At 62.1% G+C, this 16,856-nt stretch carries 13 protein-coding genes and 2 pseudogenes; 2 read left to right on the top strand and 13 right to left on the bottom strand.

Going from position 1 to position 16,856, the window contains the following annotated elements:
- From AF337_RS45400 to AF337_RS14685, 4 genes and pseudogenes are all read right to left on the bottom strand, one after another.
- Window positions 1-191: pseudogene (locus AF337_RS45400) on the bottom strand (SDR family NAD(P)-dependent oxidoreductase); the annotation flags it as partial.
- A 273-nt stretch (window positions 192-464) separates the two neighbouring features.
- Window positions 465-1,379, bottom strand: coding sequence for an NmrA family NAD(P)-binding protein (locus tag AF337_RS14695; RefSeq protein ID WP_018329049.1), 915 nt, complete (start codon window positions 1,377-1,379; stop codon window positions 465-467).
- A gap of 71 nt (window positions 1,380-1,450) precedes the next feature.
- Window positions 1,451-2,284, bottom strand: coding sequence for an SDR family NAD(P)-dependent oxidoreductase (locus AF337_RS14690; protein WP_049732620.1), 834 nt, complete (start codon window positions 2,282-2,284; stop codon window positions 1,451-1,453).
- 81 nt (window positions 2,285-2,365) lie between these two features.
- Window positions 2,366-3,538 carry an aldehyde dehydrogenase family protein gene (locus AF337_RS14685; protein WP_049732619.1) on the bottom strand — a complete coding sequence of 391 codons (1,173 nt, stop codon included), beginning with the start codon at window positions 3,536-3,538 and terminating at the stop codon, window positions 2,366-2,368.
- A gap of 94 nt (window positions 3,539-3,632) precedes the next feature.
- Between AF337_RS14685 and AF337_RS14680 the strand changes: the two genes are divergently transcribed.
- Together AF337_RS14680 and AF337_RS14675 are read left to right on the top strand one after the other, a co-directional pair.
- A complete protein-coding gene (locus AF337_RS14680) occupies window positions 3,633-4,250 on the top strand; it encodes a TetR/AcrR family transcriptional regulator (protein ID WP_049732621.1) in 618 nt (205 codons plus the stop codon).
- 17 nt (window positions 4,251-4,267) lie between these two features.
- Window positions 4,268-4,631 (top strand): annotated as a pseudogene (locus AF337_RS14675) (Tn3 family transposase); the annotation flags it as partial.
- 25 nt (window positions 4,632-4,656) lie between these two features.
- On the opposite strand, the gene AF337_RS14670 reads toward AF337_RS14675, so the two are convergent.
- From AF337_RS14670 to AF337_RS14630, 9 genes are all read right to left on the bottom strand, one after another.
- Window positions 4,657-5,352, bottom strand: a complete 696-nt coding sequence (locus AF337_RS14670) for a helix-turn-helix transcriptional regulator (protein WP_049732617.1) — start codon at window positions 5,350-5,352, stop codon at window positions 4,657-4,659.
- 111 nt (window positions 5,353-5,463) lie between these two features.
- A complete protein-coding gene (locus AF337_RS14665) occupies window positions 5,464-6,609 on the bottom strand; it encodes a glycosyltransferase family protein (RefSeq protein WP_049732616.1) in 1,146 nt (381 codons plus the stop codon).
- Window positions 6,606-7,853 (bottom strand): glycosyltransferase family 4 protein, encoded by a 1,248-nt coding sequence (locus tag AF337_RS14660; protein WP_049732615.1) that lies wholly within the window; start codon window positions 7,851-7,853, stop codon window positions 6,606-6,608. The genes AF337_RS14665 and AF337_RS14660 overlap by 4 nt, the downstream gene beginning before the upstream one ends.
- 9 nt (window positions 7,854-7,862) lie before the next feature.
- Window positions 7,863-9,068 (bottom strand): glycosyltransferase family protein, encoded by a 1,206-nt coding sequence (locus AF337_RS14655; protein ID WP_049732614.1) that lies wholly within the window; start codon window positions 9,066-9,068, stop codon window positions 7,863-7,865.
- A gap of 97 nt (window positions 9,069-9,165) precedes the next feature.
- Window positions 9,166-10,338, bottom strand: coding sequence for an ABC transporter permease (locus tag AF337_RS14650; RefSeq protein ID WP_049732613.1), 1,173 nt, complete (start codon window positions 10,336-10,338; stop codon window positions 9,166-9,168).
- Window positions 10,338-11,336, bottom strand: a complete 999-nt coding sequence (locus tag AF337_RS14645; RefSeq protein WP_003595069.1) for an ABC transporter permease — start codon at window positions 11,334-11,336, stop codon at window positions 10,338-10,340. Before AF337_RS14645 ends, AF337_RS14650 begins: the two co-directional genes overlap by 1 nt.
- A gap of 3 nt (window positions 11,337-11,339) precedes the next feature.
- Entirely contained in the window at window positions 11,340-13,247 is a 1,908-nt protein-coding gene (locus AF337_RS14640) for an ABC transporter substrate-binding protein (RefSeq protein ID WP_049732612.1), read from the bottom strand.
- Window positions 13,247-15,136, bottom strand: coding sequence for an ABC transporter ATP-binding protein (locus AF337_RS14635; protein ID WP_049732611.1), 1,890 nt, complete (start codon window positions 15,134-15,136; stop codon window positions 13,247-13,249). Before AF337_RS14635 ends, AF337_RS14640 begins: the two co-directional genes overlap by 1 nt.
- A 153-nt stretch (window positions 15,137-15,289) precedes the next feature.
- A complete protein-coding gene (locus tag AF337_RS14630; protein WP_049732610.1) occupies window positions 15,290-16,633 on the bottom strand; it encodes an adenylate/guanylate cyclase domain-containing protein in 1,344 nt (447 codons plus the stop codon).
- Window positions 16,634-16,856 lie beyond the last annotated feature (223 nt).

Raw genomic sequence — 16,856 nt, 5'->3', positions numbered from 1 at the left:
GCGTTTTTCATGACGGCTCGCTGCATTGAACGCGGTGTCAGGCGATTTGAAAATATGATGATGTTGTTAATGAACCCTGGGAGGACGGATGCTTTTCCTTTCGCAAGCGCCCGCAGACCGGTTTCGGCGGTCGGACGAGGCTTCATCGTTAGAAAACGCAGCAACGGTGACACAGGCGCGCTGGCCGCTGAAAAGGCACACAAGTTACCAACATCAACAGGCCGGCGACAGAGGCGTCTGTCGCCGGCGGATTTGCAGGACTGAGCTCCGTCACGGATGAGGCCTGGTTTTCATCGACAGTGCATGTTGGTCGGGGACGTGCGGGACATGCATCGTCAAACTGCAGTTGCTGCGGCTGTAACACAGCGTCGCGCGTGGCATCCACGAACGCCCCCTAAGCAAGAATAAGAGGCCGCCGTTCGTATATCATGCGTGGGGCTCCTCCCATGTCAGGCAGCAACATCTTATTGGGAGAACTCCTTTGCGTGAAGCTTGACGAACTGGTGCATACTCGTCGGCTCCCTCCCAACGAGCTCCGCGAAATCATCGGTCAGTCGATTGTATCGACCCTGCTGATGAAGTTTGGCCATCGTGGCCAGATGGCTGATGACATGGGCCGGCACTCCCCGTTCGCGCAATTTGTCGGCCCAGGCCGCGATCGGCACGTCCCGATACCGGATGGTCCGCCCAAGCGCGTCGGAGAAGTTTTTCGCGTAGTGGTTCAGATCAGCGGTGACCTGACCTGTCAGATTGTAGATGCGACCGATGTACGGGGTCGGTTCGGCCAGTATCGTTGAGACGGCGTCGGCTATGTCGATGGAGGAGATTGGTGAGGTGATGCTGTTGCCAAGCGGCAGGATCAGCTCGTCATTCTCCCGAACCCCGGCGGCGGCGAAGAACAGGAAAAACCCTTCCATGAAGACCGTCGGCCGTACAGTGACCACCGGCAGGCCCGACCATTCGAGCGCCTGCTCGGCCAGCCAGTGCTGCTTTTGCTGCGGGCTATCGGTCGTTTCGGTGATGCTCATTTGCGAGACCGTCATCTGCGACATGTTCACAAATACCTCAACCCCATGATGGCGAGCGATAGCCGCGGTGTTGACGGTTGCTTCGAGATAGGATGGCGACACGGACATGCCGAAATAGATTCGTGAAACGCCTTCCATGGCGCGATGCATGGAGGGGAGGTCCGTCAGGTCGGCGACGACGACTTCAGCGCCGAGATCGCGCAACGCTGCCGAGCGGTCATCCTCCCGCCGCACCAGGGCGCGGACGTAAAATCCTCTGGCCAGGAGGTTGGTCGTTACATTGCGGCCGATTGCCCCAACGGCGCCCGCGGCGCCTGTCACAAGGATAGGGCGGTCATCTTTCTTGTCCATTCATTCCTCACTGTGTCTGTCGGGATCGGAGTGCGAGGCTCGATTCCGTCTGTTGCCGGCCGATTGCAGGGCTAAGCTCCCGTAACGTTTTTCATGACGGCTCGCTGCATTGAACGCGGTGTCAGGCGATTTGAAAATACAATGATGTTGTTCATGAACCCTGGGAGGACGGATGCTTTTCCTTTTGCAAGCGCCCGCAGACCGGTTTCGGCGACCGGACGAGGCTTCATCGTCAGAAAACGCAGCAACGGTGACACAGGCGCGCTGGCCGCTGCATCGAATCCTGTTTCGGTGTGGCCCGGGCAAAGGCAGGTGACAGTGACGCCGCGAGGGCGCAGCTCGTCGTGCAGCGCTTCACCAAAGGAAAGGACGTAAGACTTCGTAGCGGCATAGGCGGCAAACCCGGGAACAGGCTGGAATGACAGAATGCTCGCAATGAGGAGAATCTGTCCGGCCCCACGGGTTGCCATATCCTGCCCGAAGATAAAGCTCAGTTCCGTCACCGCCGTGATGTTGAGCTGCATCATATCGGTCGTGCGCTCCAGCGGGGTGTCCAGAAAGTCCCCATGCAGCCCGTAGCCAGCATTGTTCACCAGAATATCGATCTGCAGCGACTTGTCGTCCAGGCTGCTTTTCAAACGAGCGGCAGCACCGCGGACTGCAAGATCGATCGGTTCGACCACGATCTCGACACCATATTTCTGTCGAAGCTCTGTGGCGAGCTTCTCCATCGGCTCCCTGCGCCGGGCGGCGAGCACGAGATTTACCTTCTGCGCTGCCAAGAGTTCGGCATATTCGAGACCCATGCCGCTGGAGGCACCGGTGATCAGGGCCCGCTTCGTTGCGGCACCATTGAATTTTCCGACGAGGGATGTTTGCGTTTCCGCGTTAACAACATTTTGCATTGGTTTTCCTTTCAATTGCATGGATATTTCGGAGGAGCTGACACGAAGTCGTGCTTGTTAGCCCCTGCAGAGTTTGGTTCTTCACCGAAGCATGAGGTTCAGGATGCGCTCGACCAGCTTTCCGTATGGGGGGTGGAACAGTTTGACGGCGTTCCACCGTCCCTGCTCATAGATACCTTTGGCATGGCTCAGTCGCCTGAAGCCCTCAACGCCGTGATAGGCCCCTATTCCGCTGGCGCCGACGCCGCCGAAAGGCAAGTCGTCCTGCGCGACATGCATGATGGTTCCGTTGACCGTGACGTTGCCCGATGTCGTGCGGTCGAGCACCTTGCGTCGGTCCGCATCGTCTCTGCCGAAATAGTAGAGTGCGAGTGGCCGCGGCCGGGCGTTCACATAGGCGATCGCTTCATCGATGTCTCGATAGGGAAAAATCGGCAGGATCGGACCGAATATCTCCTGGTGGGCGATTTTCATCTCATCGGTGACGCCCAGCACTACCGTCGGCGCGAGCGTATGCGGACGGCGGGCGGCATCGCCGGGCCGGTGCCCGACCTCGATAATCCGTGCGCCGCGGGCACGGGCATCCTCGATCAGGTCGATCAGCGTTCCATACTGACGGTCGTTGACGATCGAAGTGTAGTCCTCGCTCGTCGGACCGTCTGGATAGGCCGCCTGTGCCAGCCTGTCGAAACTAGCGACAAATGTGTCGACCTCGGATTCATGCACCAAGGCATAGTCGGGGGCGATGCAGGTCTGCCCACCGCTAAGAAGCTTCCCCCAGACGATGTCGGACACAAAGCGATCCTGCACGCCGCCCTTGGCGACGATCGCCGGGGACTTTCCGCCAAGCTCCAGGGTGACCGGCACGAGAATTGGATAGTTCCATGGCGAGATGACCCCAACCACACCGAGCGGCTGATACTCGATCCAGGCCCGGCCGAATTGCATCAGGAGCGAGACATGACGCCGCTCAGGCCGCATGAAGCGACGCAGGTTTTTGCTGAGGTAGTCGATGCCAGCGGCCACACCGAAGACCTCCATGATGGCTGTCTCGTGCTGCGCACGATGCCCAAAGTCCGAAGAAATGGCCGCCTCAAGGGCCGCGCGGCGATCAATCAGCGCCTGCTTCAGTTTGGCGAGAGAGGCGCGGCGTTCGGCAAGCGATGGCGCGCCGTCTCGGAGAAAGGCGGCTCGCTGATGGGCGAGAATCAGGCCCATCTGGTTGGCGTCGGGAAATTCTTCTATAGCGTTCATGGCGCACTCCGATGTAGACAAACGAAACATTGAGCTTTATATAAGTCGCAATGTTACCACTGTCAACAATGTATCCATGAGAAACTTTATCGCCATGACAGACGTCCAAAACCGCCCCTATCATCACGGTGATCTCCGCCGCGCAATCATTGAAACGGCGCTAGACATGCTCCGGGATGACAAGAACTGGCAGTTTACGCTGAGAGAAGTCGCCCGTCGGGCCGGCGTCAGCCACGCTGCGCCCTACAAACACTTTCCGGATAAAGCAGCTCTGCTCGTTGAACTCGCCATGATTGGATTCGATCGACTACGCGAGGCACTAGCGGGGGCGAAACCCGAAGCCCCCCAATCTCTGCTCGAGGAAATCACTCCGATATCTCTGGCATATGTCGCGTTCGGAACCGACAACCCGGCCCTATATCGCCTGATGTTCAGCGCGGAGGAGGGGCGGGCCGTAGGAATGCATCTCGATCAAAGGGCGCTCGCTGTATTCGACGTCGTGCTGGACATGCTCGGACGCGGTCAGGCTGCTGGGACCATTCGCAAGCGGCCAGTCAGGGGACAGGCGACCGCCGCATGGGCGCTCATTCACGGCATCACCTTGCTCGCGATCGATGGACTTCTGGTGCCAGAAAAGGTTGGATCCGCGCCGCTGGACGCAGCCATTGCCACTCTGGTGGATGGGCTGGCAATCCCGCAGCCGAACACATAGCTGAAGAGCGGTCTTGCCAGGCGCTCCGGCAGATGGGCCGGATCGCGAGCGGACACTGTTCACCCTCGACTGGATCATCGACGAGGACTTGCGAAAGACAACGACCGCGGAGCTAAACAGAGGCGAAAGCCGCAATAGCCTTCTATGCGTCGTGAATCTTCATCGTGTCGGCCGCTTCCGCGACCGCAGTTCATACTGGAAAGCGATCTATACCGGTCGCGTCGATGTTCTGCGCAACGCCGGGCATGCCGTTCCCGAGCACCTGCTTTCCAGCCTGTCCCACTCTCATGGGAGCATGTGAACCCGACTGGCGGCTGCCTTTGGGAGGACAAACCCACTGTTGAAGACCACGGCTTTCGCCCCGTTCCGGTCTCTGTTTGATCCACCTTCCGTCAATCTGTGCCCTTTAATGTTCAGGGGCCGATATTCCCTGGATCTGCCGCCATTGTTTCAGCAGCGCCTGCCGGCGCTTGGGATAACGTGCGTCGAGCGCTTGCGCATGAATGATTCGATCCGTGCGGAACGAGCGGAAATCCTGGCGAAGTTCGCACCAGCCGAGGAGGAGGCGCACCTGGTCGAAAAAGGCGAGCGCGAAGGGCCACACCACGCGCTCCGACGCCACGCCGGCGCCGTCGTTATAGGAGAGCGAAAGCTTGCGTTCGGTGCGGATCGCCTTGCGCAGAAGTGCCGGATCGACCTGATCGACAGGGAGTTTGACGCCTGGCCCCACCAGAAGGGCGGAGGCCTCCAATGCGTCGCGCAATTCGGGCGGCAGCACGGCGGCGATCCGCGCCAGCGCATTTCGCGCCGCATCGCGTAAGTGATCGTCCCCTCTGTCCGCCACCCATCGGGAGCCGAGCACGAGAGCTTCTATTTCCTCAGGCGGAAACATCAGCGGCGGCAGCAGAAATCCCGGTTTCAGGACATAACCGACGCCCGGTTCGCCCTCGATCGCCGCGCCCTGGGCCTGAAGGCTGGCGATATCCCGGTAAAGGGTGCGGATACTGACGCCGATCTCGTCGGCCAGCACCCCGCCACTGACCGGCCGGCGGTGACGGCGCAATACCTGGAGAAGGTCGAGGAGACGTTCGGAGCGGGACATGCGGTAAGCTTATACAGGCTTGCTGCTGCCAGATAGTGGCAGCATGAGATTTGAGCGGCTTTGCCGACACCGTGCGCTCATTTCTTTAGCCGCCTAATCTCATGGAGATCGTCAAGCCTTCGAATTGCCGGCCATGGAGCGGATGATGCCGGCGGTTTTCTCAGCGCCGTCGAGATCGAGCGAGACCGCCCCGCGGCGCGGCGCGGCGAGCGCTTTTTCGACTGCCTCCTTCACATGGGCCGACGTCAGTCCCGTTTCCGGCAGGATGTCGGCGAGACCAAGCGCCTGCAGCCGCTCGGCGCGCACCGTCTGCTCGGTCTCGCCGCCGGCGACGAAGGGGATGAGGATTGCCCGGCATTCGGTGCGCAGGAGGTCGCCGACCGTGTTGTAGCCTGCCTGCGAAATCGACACTTTCGCGCCGCGCAGCAGCGAGGGAAAATCCTTGCGGAAGCGCACCAGGGTCACGTTTGGGGAGGCGTCCTGCGACAGCGCGGCGAAATCGGCTTCCGGCAGGTTCGGGCTTGCGATCAGCAGCCAGCGCAGATCGGCCGGCAGCAGGGCCGCCGCCTCTTTCGCCGCGCCGATCAATTCGGCGCCGACCGCGCCGCCGCCCGCCGATGCGATAATGTCGAAGGTTTCAGTCGGTTCCGGCGCCGGCGGCGCCGCGACAAGGCCGGTATAACGCAGCCTGTCGGCAATCTCCGTCGTCAGCGGGAAAGTGTCCTCCAGCCTGATGAAGCCGGGATCGCCATGGACGAGCACGGCATCGAAATGTGCCCGGACCAGGGCTGCGGTTTCCGCGTCGCGGCCAGCCTTGCGGTTTTCCTGAAGGATGTCGCGCACCGAGCTCAGGAGTTTCGGCCGCGGCTCGGCCTTTTCGATCGCCGCGAGCAAGGGCAGCAGTTCGAAGCGCATCTGCCGCCGGCCGAAGGGGAAGGCTTCGATGATGACGACATCGGGTCTGGCGGCATGAAAGGCCTCAAGCAGCAGATCGCGGCGGGCAGTGAGGAATTCCTCGCCGGCTGGCTGGCCATCGGCATCGGCGAGGCCGGAGAAACCGGCATTGCTGGCGACGACCGGCGGCAGCGCCACGGTCTTGACGCCTTCGCCGGGAAAACCCGGCACCGGCAGGCCGCCGGTGACCACCGTGACGTCGAAACCATCTTTGACGAGCGCGTTGGCGATGCGGCTGGCGCGGGCGATGTGGCCGATGCCGAGCAGATGCTGGACGTAGAAGAAGATACGCGGTGCCGTCATGACGCCTTCTGCCATTCGGCCTCGAACAGGCCGGTGAGCTGCCGGATGCTGGAGTGATAGTCGAAATCGTCGCGCACCCGCTTTTCGGCGGCGTCGCCGAGGCGCTTGCGCAGGGCCGGGTCGCGGATCGCCGTCTCCAGGGCTTTGGCCAGCAGCGCCGGATCCTCCGGCGCCACCACCAGGCCGTTTTCACCGTCCTTGAGCAGTTCCGGCACGCCGGATACTTCGGTCGAAACACAGACCAGTCGCTGGCTCGAGGCTTCCACCAGCACGTTCGGCAGGCCGTCGCGGTCGCCGTTGGCGGCAATCCGGCAGGCAAGCGCGAAGAGGTCGGCGCGGCGGTAATGATCGAGCACGTCTTCCTGCGCCATGGCGCCCTTCCAGACGATGCGGTGGGAGAGGCCGAGCTCGGCGGCCAATGCCTTCAGCTTCGCAAGCTCCTCGCCGCCGCCGATATGGTCCATGCGCCAATGAAGGTCGGCGGGCAGCAGGGCGAGTGCGCGCAACAGCACATCGTAGCCCTTCTTCTCGACGGCGCGGCCGACGCTCAGAATGAAGGCGGGATCATCGGTGTCGCTGCCGGTCCTCTCCGACCGCTCGCCGGCAAAAGCGCCGAACCGGGCGAGATCGAGACCGTGGTAGCTGAGGTGCACCGCGTCCTTGCGGGAGGTCAGGCTGCGCATGTGCTCATAGCCCGTCCGGGTGCAGGTGACGGCCCAGCGGGCGCCGGCGAGCTTTTCCTGCAGCTCCCAGTCGGGCGACGTCCAAATGTCCTTGGCATGCGCCGAACAGGTCCAGGGTGTGCCGGTGAGGATGCTGGTATATTCCGTCACCGAAGCCGGCGTGTGGATGAAATGGGCATGCAGCCATTGTCCGCCATCGGGCCATTCGCGTCCCAGCACCAAAGCCTGGCCGAGACGGCGGAAGCGGTTGCGGGAGATGTCGCGTGGCAGGTCGGCGAGGAAACGTTTGATCAGCGCCTTGAAGCCGGGTTTGGAGAACCCGGCGATCAGGCCCTTCAGCACGCGGATCGGCTCCTCGTGCAGATATTCCGGCAGGTAGACGACGCGCGCCTTGATCTCGTCATGCACGGGATGGCGCTTCTTGTCGGTCGGCCGGCGCATCGAAATCAGCGTCAGGTCGAAGCCGGCCTTTTCCAAGCCGAGCAGCTCCTGGGCGATGAAGGTTTCCGAAAGGCGGGGATAGCCTTTCAGCACGACAAGAATCTTGCGGCGTGGCGGCAAGGCTGTGCCCTATTCCGCGACGAGGGAAAGGTGACTGGCGCGGCCGTCGATCCATCGGCCGACCGTCTGCGAGATGTGGTCGAGCCCTTCGAGATGCATATTGCTGCCGCTCTTCGACGGCGGCAGGCGGGAGGGCAAGCGCTTCAGAGCCTCGGACATGATGGTGGGATCGGCCGATTGGTCCGGCAGCAGCATATCGACGAGGCCGAGCGCGCTTGCCCGCTGGGCACGAAGCAGCTGTTCCTCGCGCGGCTTGACCCGCGGTACGATCAGGGCAGGCTTGTCGAAGGAGAGGATCTCGCAATAGGTGTTGTAGCCGCCCATGGCGACGACGCCGGTGGCGCCGTCGATCAGCTCTTCCATGTGGTTGTCGAACTCGATCACCTCGATATAGGGAATGGCTTCGCCCTTCTGCACCAGCTTGGCGCGCTCGGCGGCCGGCATATAAGGCCCGAGCACGACCAGCGCCTTCTGCGTCAGCGTCGGATCGGCCTCGTAGGCGTTCATCACGTCGTGAACGAGATCGGAGCCGTCGCCGCCGCCGCCTGTGGTGACGAGCAGGTAATTGTCCTTGCGGGCGTTGATCGAGGTCTTGCCCTTGGAGACGCTGCGCTGCAGGAAGCCGACGAAATCCATCTTCCGGCGCAGGCTCGCGGGCACGTCGAGACCGATCAAAGGATCGTAGAAGTCAGGCGGGCCATAGACCCAGACGCTGTCGTAATATTGGTCGATCTTCTGCATGATGCCGTTCCGCTTCCACTCGGCCTCGAGCAGATGCGGCGCGTCCATAACCTCGCGCAGGCCGAGCACCAGCACCGTGCCGCGGGCCTTGAGATAGCCGAGCGTATCCTCGACCTCGCCCTTCAGCCCCATCGGCTCCTTGTCGACGATGAAAATGTCGGGCTGGAAGGTTTCGGCCGTGTGGCGAATGCTCGATTCGCGCATCTTCAGCGTCTCGTGCAGGTCGATATGGCTGGCGAGCGAGGTATATTCGCCGTTGCGCAGCTTGATGACGCTCGGGATCTTCACGAAGTCGACGCGGGCGCGGTAGTCGAAGGCGCCGGCGATCGTCGCCCCCGAAATGATCAGGATGTTGAGGCCGCGATAATCCTCGACCAACGCATGGGCGATGGCGCGACAGCGTCTGAGATGGCCGAGGCCGAAGGTGTCGTGGCTGTACATGAGGATGCGCGCATCTTCGAGACGTCTGGCCATGGGAGTTCCCTCCGGGGTGAACAACATGCGTTAGTACCCCCACCGTCCGGAGGCCACGTGGCGGGGGCGGTGCCATGAGGCGCCGCCGGGTTTTCTGCTATTTGTAGGGATCTGCCGCATCACGCAAGCCGTCTCCCAGAAAGTTGAACGCCAAAATGACAAGAACAACAGGAATGATCGGATAGAGCAGCCAGGGATAAAAGGCGATGACGCTGACGCTTTTTGCCTCGGTCAGCAGAATGCCCCAGCTGGTGATCGGCGGGCGAAGGCCGAGGCCGAGGAAGGAGAGCGCGGTCTCGCCGAGGATCATGCCGGGGATCGAAATCGTCGCCGAGGCAATCAGATGCGACATGAAGCCCGGCACCAGATGCCGGCCGATGATGCGCGGCGTGCTGGCGCCCATCAACTGGGCCGCCTGGACGTAATCCTCCTCGCGCAGCGCCAGGAGCTTGGAGCGCACGGCACGCGCCAGCCCGGTCCAGTCGATGATGCCGAGAATGACGGTGATGCCGAAATAGATGACGATCGGGCTCCAGGTCACCGGCATGATGGCGGCCAGCGCCATCCAGAGCGGCAAGCTCGGCAGCGATTGCAGCACTTCGATCAGGCGCTGGACGACCAGATCGAAAATGCCGCCCCAATAGCCGGCAAGGCCGCCGATGACGATGCCGAGCACGAAGCTGATCGAAATGCCGATCAGGCCGATCGTCAGCGAGATCCGCGCGCCGTAAAGAATGCGCGACAGCACATCGCGGCCGAGCCGGTCGGTGCCGAGCAGGAACATCTGGCCGCCGATTGCCGGGCAGACCAGATGATAGTTGGAGGCGGCAATTCCCCAGAATTTATAGGCATCGCCGCGGCAGAAGAAACGGATCGGCTGCACGTCGTTCGGCCTGTCGGTATAGACGCGGTGCAGCGTGTCGAGATCGAGCGTCATGCTGCGACCGTAGACGAAGGGACCGACGAAATTGCCCTTGTCGAAGAAATGGATTTGCTGCGGCGGCGCGTGGATGAAATCGACGTTGCGCGTGTGCAGGCCGTAAGGCGCCAGGAATTCGACGATCAGGATCATCAGGTAGACGGCGGCGAGAAAGATGCCGGAGATCAAGGCCAGCCTGTGCTGCTTGAACTTCCACCACATCAGCTGCTTCTGCGAGGCGAGATGGATGCGCGATTGCGCCGCCGTCATGGTCTCGGTCGCCAGGGGATCGAAAGGCGCGGTCGAGACGTAATGGGGAAGCGGCGCGCCGGGTGCGGGAAGGGGCGACATTATTTGGTGCTCCTGCCTTGCAGACGGATGCGGGGATCGAGGAAGCCGAGCGCGATGTCGGAGATCAAAACGCCGATGACGTTGAGGAAGGCCAGAAACATCAGGAAGGAGCCGGCGAGATACATGTCCTGGCTCTGCAGCGCCTTGATCAGCATCGGCCCGGTCGTCTCCAGCGACAGCACGATGGCGACGATTTCGGCGCCCGAGATGATCGACGGCAGGATCGAGCCGATATCGGCGACGAAGAAGTTGAGCGCCATGCGCAGCGGATATTTGAGCAGCGCCCGCATCGGATGCAGGCCCTTGGCGCGCGCTGTCGTCACATATTGCTTCTGCATCTCGTCGAGCAGGTTGGCGCGCAGCCGGCGGATCATGCCGGCCGTACCCGCCGTGCCGACGATGATCACCGGGATCCACAGGTGGGAGAGGATCGAGCGCGCCTTCTCCCAGCTCATCGGCGCCGAGATATATTGCTGGTCCATCAGATGGCCGATCGAAATGCCGAACCAGATATTGGCGAAATACATCAGGATCAGCGCCAGCATGAAGTTCGGGATGGCGATGCCGAGCAGGCCGAGGAAGGTCAGCCCGTAATCGCTCCAGCTATACTGGTGCGTCGCCGAATAGATGCCGATCGGAAAGGCGATCAGCCAGGTGAGCAGGATGGTCGTGAAGGAGACGAGGATCGTCAGCCACAGGCGCTCGCCGACCACGTCGGAAACCGGCATCTGGTATTCGAAGGAATAGCCGAAATCGCCGTGCAGCATGCCGCCGACCCAGTAGAAATAGCGCACGATCTCCGGCTTGTCGAAGCCGTATTGCTGGCGCATCTCCTCGATTTCCTGGAGGTTGGCGGTCTCGCCGGAGGCGCGCAGCTCGGCGATCTGGCTCTCGAAGAAATCGCCCGGCGGCAGCTCGATGATGGTGAAAACCAGCGCCGAAATGACGAAGAGCGTCGGCACCATGGCGGCGATGCGCCAGAGAATGTATCTGAGCACGCCTCAGGCCTCCTTGTACCAGAATGCATCCGGCATGTAGATGCCGAGATAGGAGGTGGGATCGAAGCCGTAGAGGGCTTTCTCCGGCAGGTTCTGCAGCTTGGCGGCGCAAAGGATCGGCTGCAGTGTGCTGTTGATCAGGCCGATCGAGAACACCTGCTGCGTATAGAGCGACAGCATCTTGTGCCAGATCACCTGGCGCTCCTCGAATTTCGCCGTCGAGCCCCATTGTTTGAGCAGGTCGACCAGTTCGGCAGCCTCCGGCAGATCGGGGGCTGCGCCCTCCTGGCCGGCCGAGAGGTAATGCATGCCCCAGAGCGGCCATTGTAACTGATCGTCAAGGGTCGGCGCCAGTCCCGAGGGCGACATGTCGGCCGTCGGCACGCCATTGTCGAGGCCGTACCAGATCGACATCATGATCGAGCCGCTCATGGCGCGATTGCGGAAGACGTCGCGCTGCGAGGTGCGGGTATAGAGCGCAAGGCCGATATTGGCCCAGTGATCGTGCACCAGCTCCAGCACGTCGGTGTCGAGATTGCTCTCGCCGGCGGTTTCGACGGTGATCTCGGCGCGCCGCCCGTCCGGCAGCAGCCGGATCCCGTCACTGCCGCGCTTGGTCAGGCCGATCTCGTCGAGCAGGCGGTTGGCCTCGTCGGCATCGAACTTCACGAAGGCATCGGCATATTCCTGCTTGAACAGCGGGCTGTCGGGCAGGACGGTGTCGGCGCTCGGCGTGCCCAAGCCGTAGAAGGCGACCATGTTGATCTCGTGCCGGTCGATCGCCAGCGACAAGGCGCGGCGCAGGCGTACGTCGCGGAAGAGGCCGCGCCATACCTCGTCGGCGCAGTTGAGGTTCGGCAGCAGGGTGATGCGCGAGCCGCGCGCCACCTTCCAGAGATTGACCTTCACCGGGAAGCGCTTCTCAGCTTCTTTCAGAAAGGTGTAGTCGTTGAAGTCGATGCCGGTCGCCTGCAGGTCGGCCTCGCCGGCGCCTGCCTTGGCGGCGATGATCGACGAGGAGGAGACGTTGAGGATGAAGCGGTCGAGATAGGGAAGCTGCCGGCCGGTCTCGTCGACGCGGTGGAAGAACGGGTTGCGCTCGAAGACGAATTGCTCGGCCGGCAGCGCCGTCGTGTTGCGCCAGGGATCGAGCGTCGGCAGGTTGGGATTCTCAGGCCGGTAGGAACGGGCCATTTTGATGTGCAGGTCCTGCCATTTCTTGACGCGGTTGGCCTGCATCATCTGTTCCATTTTCGCCTGGTCGGGCTGGAACTTCTTATGGAACTGCTTGAGATAATGCGCCGGCCCGACGATGACGAGCGGGATGGGGCCGGCGAGCGTCGGCAGGAACATCGGGTTGGGTTTGTCCCAGCTGTAGCGCACCGTCAGCGGATCGAGCATCTCGAAACGCGGCAGGCTGCCATGCGGACGAAGCTCCAGCGCGCCGCCGCCCGGCGTCAGCTTCTCGTTGAGGATGACGTCTTCCCACCAGTAGCGGAAATCGTCGGCCGTAAACGGCTCTCCGTCGGACCATTTATGGCCTTCGCGCAGCCTGAAGGTGAAGACCGTGTCGTCTTCCGAGCTGAAATCGGCGAGAATATCCGGCTGGAACTGCAGGTGCTTGTTGTAGCCGATCAGCCGGGCATAGCCGTAGATCGTCATGAAGCGGATATCGCGCTGGCTGCCGATGATGGTTCGCACCGTGCCGCCGTAGCTGCCGGGCTCGAGCCCCATCTCCTTCAGGTTGACGATGCGCGGGCGGGCGGGAATGCGCTCGGCCATACCCGGCAGGCTGCCGGATGCCAGCCGCTCCTTGAGAAACTCAGGCTCGCCGGCCTGTTCTGCCCGAAGCACTGTGGGGGCGATCGCCGCGCCGACGAGGCCGCCCAGAAAAATGCGACGCGTCACCATCAGCGCAACTCCCTGGCATCGGCGCCTTTGCGGGCGCGCACCAGATGGCCGTCGCCGAGATCGGCATAGGCAAGCTCGGAGGCGTCGTCATGCTCGGCGGTAAAGGTCGCGCCCCAGTTCTGCTTGTCGGCGGCGCCGTTTTCCCGGAGCGCCTTGAAATCGAGCGGCCGGTCGAGATCGGGGAAGGGGACGGCGGCGAGCAGCGATTTCGTATAGGGATGCACCGGATCGCGCAGGATGATCTCGCGCGGCGCGATCTCGACGATGCGGCCCTTGCACATGACGGCGATGCGGTCGGCCATGTAATCGACGACGGCGAGGTTGTGCGAAATGAACAGATAGGTCAGCCCCAACTCCTTCTGCAGGTCCTTCAACAAGTTGAGGATTTGCGCCTGGACGGAGACGTCGAGTGCCGAGACCGGCTCGTCGAGGATGACGAGCTTCGGGCCGAGCGCCAGCGCACGGGCGATACCGATGCGCTGGCGCTGACCGCCGGAAAAACTGTGCGGGTAACGGCTGAGGTAACGCTTGTCGAGGCCGATCGCCGCCATCAAGCCTTCAACCTTGCGCTTGCGCTCGTCACTGTCGCCGCGGTCGTGAATTTCAAGCGGTTCGCTGAGGATGTTGCGCACCGTCATGCGCGGCGAGAGCGAGGAGACCGGATCCTGAAACACCATCTGGATCTTGGTGCGCATATCCTGCAGCGCTTCGCCGCGCACCGAAAGCACATCGATCACGTCCTTGCCGTCGTTGAACACGACCGAGCCGCCGTCGGGTGTGATGGCGCGCATCAGGATCTTGCTGAGCGTCGTCTTGCCGCAACCGGATTCGCCGACGAGGCCGAGACATTCGCCGCGGCGAATGTCGAAGCTGACATCGTCGACGGCGTGCACCACGGCGGCTTCGTGCTTGCCGAGCAGACTGCGCTTGCGCGTCTTATAAGTCTTCGACAGGTTGGCGACCGAAAGCAGTGTGCCTGGCGCCTCCGCCTGCAGCGGCTTCTTCTTGCCGACGAGGGTCTCGAGATTGACGGGCACGTCGCGCAGCGCCTTCAGCCGCTCGCCGGGTTTCATGTCGAAATGCGGAACGGCGGCCATCAAAGCCTTGAGATAGGGATGCTGCGGATTGCGGAATATCGCCTCGACCGGCCCGGCCTCCATGATCTCGCCGTGATAGATGACGACGACTTCGTCGGCCATGTTGGCGACGATGCCGAGATCGTGGGTGATGAGCAGCATCGCCATGCCGAGCTTGGCCTGCAGCTCGCGCAGCAATTCGAGGATCTGCGCCTGGATCGTCACGTCGAGCGCCGTCGTCGGTTCGTCGGCGATCAACAGCGCCGGCCTGCAGATCAGCGCCATGGCGATCATGGCGCGCTGGCGCATGCCGCCGGACAGTTCGAACGGATACATGTCGTAGGTGCGGTGCGGATTGGAGAAACCGACGAGGCCGAGCATCTCCTCGGTCTTCTCCCGCGCTTCCTGCTTGTCGATCTCGGTATGGATCAAAAGCACTTCGCTGATCTGGTTGCCGACCGTGTGCAGCGGCGACAGCGAGGTCATCGGCTCCTGGAAGATCGTCGCCATGCGCCGGCCGCGCAGGTCGCGCATTTCCTCGCTGTCACGCGACAGCGACAGGATATCGGTCGTGCTGCCGTCGAGCGGATCGGTGAAGAGGATGCGGCCGGAGGCCCTCGCCGGATTGGGCAGGATGCCCATCACCGACTGGCTGATCACCGATTTGCCGGAGCCGGATTCACCGACGAGAGCGGTGACCTTGCCGGGGAGGATGCGAAGATTGGCTTCCTTTACGACGCGAAGCCGGTCGCCGAAAACCGAGAAGGAGACGTCGAGATTTTCAATACGCAACAAATCGGCTGCAGACGCCATACCAATGAAATTCCCCAGTCTTCTATGTTCCCGTTAAGGCACACTATCGTACCGCAAACGGGGTGTCTAGCAGATGACAATCAAGGGAAAACCACAACATCCCGCCGAAGTTCCCCAGGCGAGACGCGCAAAATTTTGGCAGACGTTCGAGTTTTACTGGATGAACTTCTCCATGGTTGTGCGCTCGACCTGTTTCTTCGCGTCCCGGTGCAGGAGAATGACCTGTTCGGCTTCGGAAAGCCCGTTTTGAACAGCCTCGCGGAAGCCTTCCTCGACGTTGATCTCGGGGGCTGGCGCGCGCGGCTGCAGCACCGTCACCTTCTGGCGGATGCCGCGCAGTTTCTCTTCGCCGAGCGTCGTCCATTCGCCGCCGCAGTAGCCGGCGAATGCCTGGCTGGCGACGACCTCGCGGCCGTATTTCTTGGTCAGGATCTGCAGACGCTGCACCTCATTAACAGCCGAGCCGAAGGCAGAGAAGGTCAGCCGGTCCTTGAGGCCGACATTGCCGAACATGACGTTGCCGACATGCAGGCCGATGCCGTAGCCGACCTTGCTGAGGCCTTTCGCCTCGCGGTCCCTGTTGAGCTCGGCGACCCGCGCCTGCGCCTGGTGGACGGCGGAAAGGGCTGCCTCGCAGGCGATTTTCGACGGGTCCTTGTGGCGCCCGCAGGGATAGACGGCGAGGAAGCCATCGCCGAGGAAGCTCAGGATTTCGCCGCCATTGCGGTTGAAGGGGGCGGCGATCGCGTCGAAGAACTGGTTCAGCGTGTCGATATAGGCCTGGCGGCCTTCCTTTTCGGCATACATGGTGGATTCGCGCATGTCGCCCATGACGAGCGCCGCACGGATCGTCTCCCCGTCGCCGCGGCGGATCTGTCCGTTCAGCACCCGCTTGCCGGCGTCGCCGCCGAGATAGGTGGTCAGCATGTTGTTGGCGAGCTTGCCGAGCACCGCCATCTTGGCGGCGACCGCCAGATGGTTCTGCATCCTGATCAGCGCATCGATCATATCGTCGGAAAAGCCGTTATGGTGGTCGGTCGACCAGGAGCCCATCATGCCCTGCACCGAACCGTCGCCGAAGGGCTGCACGAAGGCAAGGTAATCGGTGATGGCGTCCTTGCGCAGATCCTCGAAGATCGGGAATTCGGCCGGCCCTTCCTGCATCAGCCGGCGGCGGATGTGCTGCAGGTTGTTGTCGAGCAGGTAATAATAGGGGCTCTGGAGGAAGCGGTCCGGCTTCTGCCCGGCCGGCATGCGGAAGCCCTCAATGGTGACGCCGCTGGCGCGCCGCCAGGTGAAGCTCAGCGCGTCATAGAGCGGATGCAGCATCGAAAAGGTCAGATGCACGCGCGCGATCGGCAGGCCGGCCGCCGCGATCCTTTCGCAGAAGCCGCGCACGATGTTTTCAAGCTCGTCTCCGGCCAGCGAAGAGTTCGTCAGCCATTCAGCGACCCGGTCCAACAGGATGGAGGAGACGCTGGATTCGATCGTGCTCATTCTCGGTATGATCCTCATAAGGCACGCCATCCCAGAGAAAAAAATCCCTCGGCCGGCACATTTTCATGCGCAGGTCACAAGGAAATCAGGATGTACGAGCGGTATTATTTGTCAACGACCTGCCGAGAGCCCGGCAGCGGCACCCCTCTGCTCCCCGTATCGGAGGGCCGGACGGGTTGTCCTTTCACGGTGGTTCATTATCAAAAGTCAAAATAGGGATGCT

The sequence above is a fragment of the Rhizobium ecuadorense genome, from assembly GCF_001187535.1.
GTDB classification, from domain to species: Bacteria; Pseudomonadota; Alphaproteobacteria; order Rhizobiales; family Rhizobiaceae; genus Rhizobium; species Rhizobium ecuadorense.
The sequence above is the reverse complement of the archived record's forward strand: the minus strand, read 5'-3'. Positions and strand labels throughout refer to the sequence as shown.

Bases quoted from the DNA above. Each gene is read 5' to 3' on its own strand.
- AF337_RS14695 (WP_018329049.1), bottom strand. From the start codon at position 1,379: ATGGACAAGAAAGATGACCGCCCTATCCTTGTGACAGGCGCCGCGGGC.
- AF337_RS14690 (WP_049732620.1), bottom strand. From the start codon at position 2,284: ATGCAAAATGTTGTTAACGCGGAAACGCAAACATCCCTCGTCGGAAAA.
- AF337_RS14685 (WP_049732619.1), bottom strand. From the start codon at position 3,538: ATGAACGCTATAGAAGAATTTCCCGACGCCAACCAGATGGGCCTGATT.
- AF337_RS14680 (WP_049732621.1), top strand. From the start codon at position 3,633: ATGACAGACGTCCAAAACCGCCCCTATCATCACGGTGATCTCCGCCGC.
- AF337_RS14670 (WP_049732617.1), bottom strand. From the start codon at position 5,352: ATGTCCCGCTCCGAACGTCTCCTCGACCTTCTCCAGGTATTGCGCCGT.
- AF337_RS14665 (WP_049732616.1), bottom strand. From the start codon at position 6,609: ATGACGGCACCGCGTATCTTCTTCTACGTCCAGCATCTGCTCGGCATC.
- AF337_RS14655 (WP_049732614.1), bottom strand. From the start codon at position 9,068: ATGGCCAGACGTCTCGAAGATGCGCGCATCCTCATGTACAGCCACGAC.
- AF337_RS14650 (WP_049732613.1), bottom strand. From the start codon at position 10,338: ATGTCGCCCCTTCCCGCACCCGGCGCGCCGCTTCCCCATTACGTCTCG.
- AF337_RS14640 (WP_049732612.1), bottom strand. From the start codon at position 13,247: ATGGTGACGCGTCGCATTTTTCTGGGCGGCCTCGTCGGCGCGGCGATC.
- AF337_RS14635 (WP_049732611.1), bottom strand. From the start codon at position 15,136: ATGGCGTCTGCAGCCGATTTGTTGCGTATTGAAAATCTCGACGTCTCC.
- AF337_RS14630 (WP_049732610.1), bottom strand. From the start codon at position 16,633: ATGAGCACGATCGAATCCAGCGTCTCCTCCATCCTGTTGGACCGGGTC.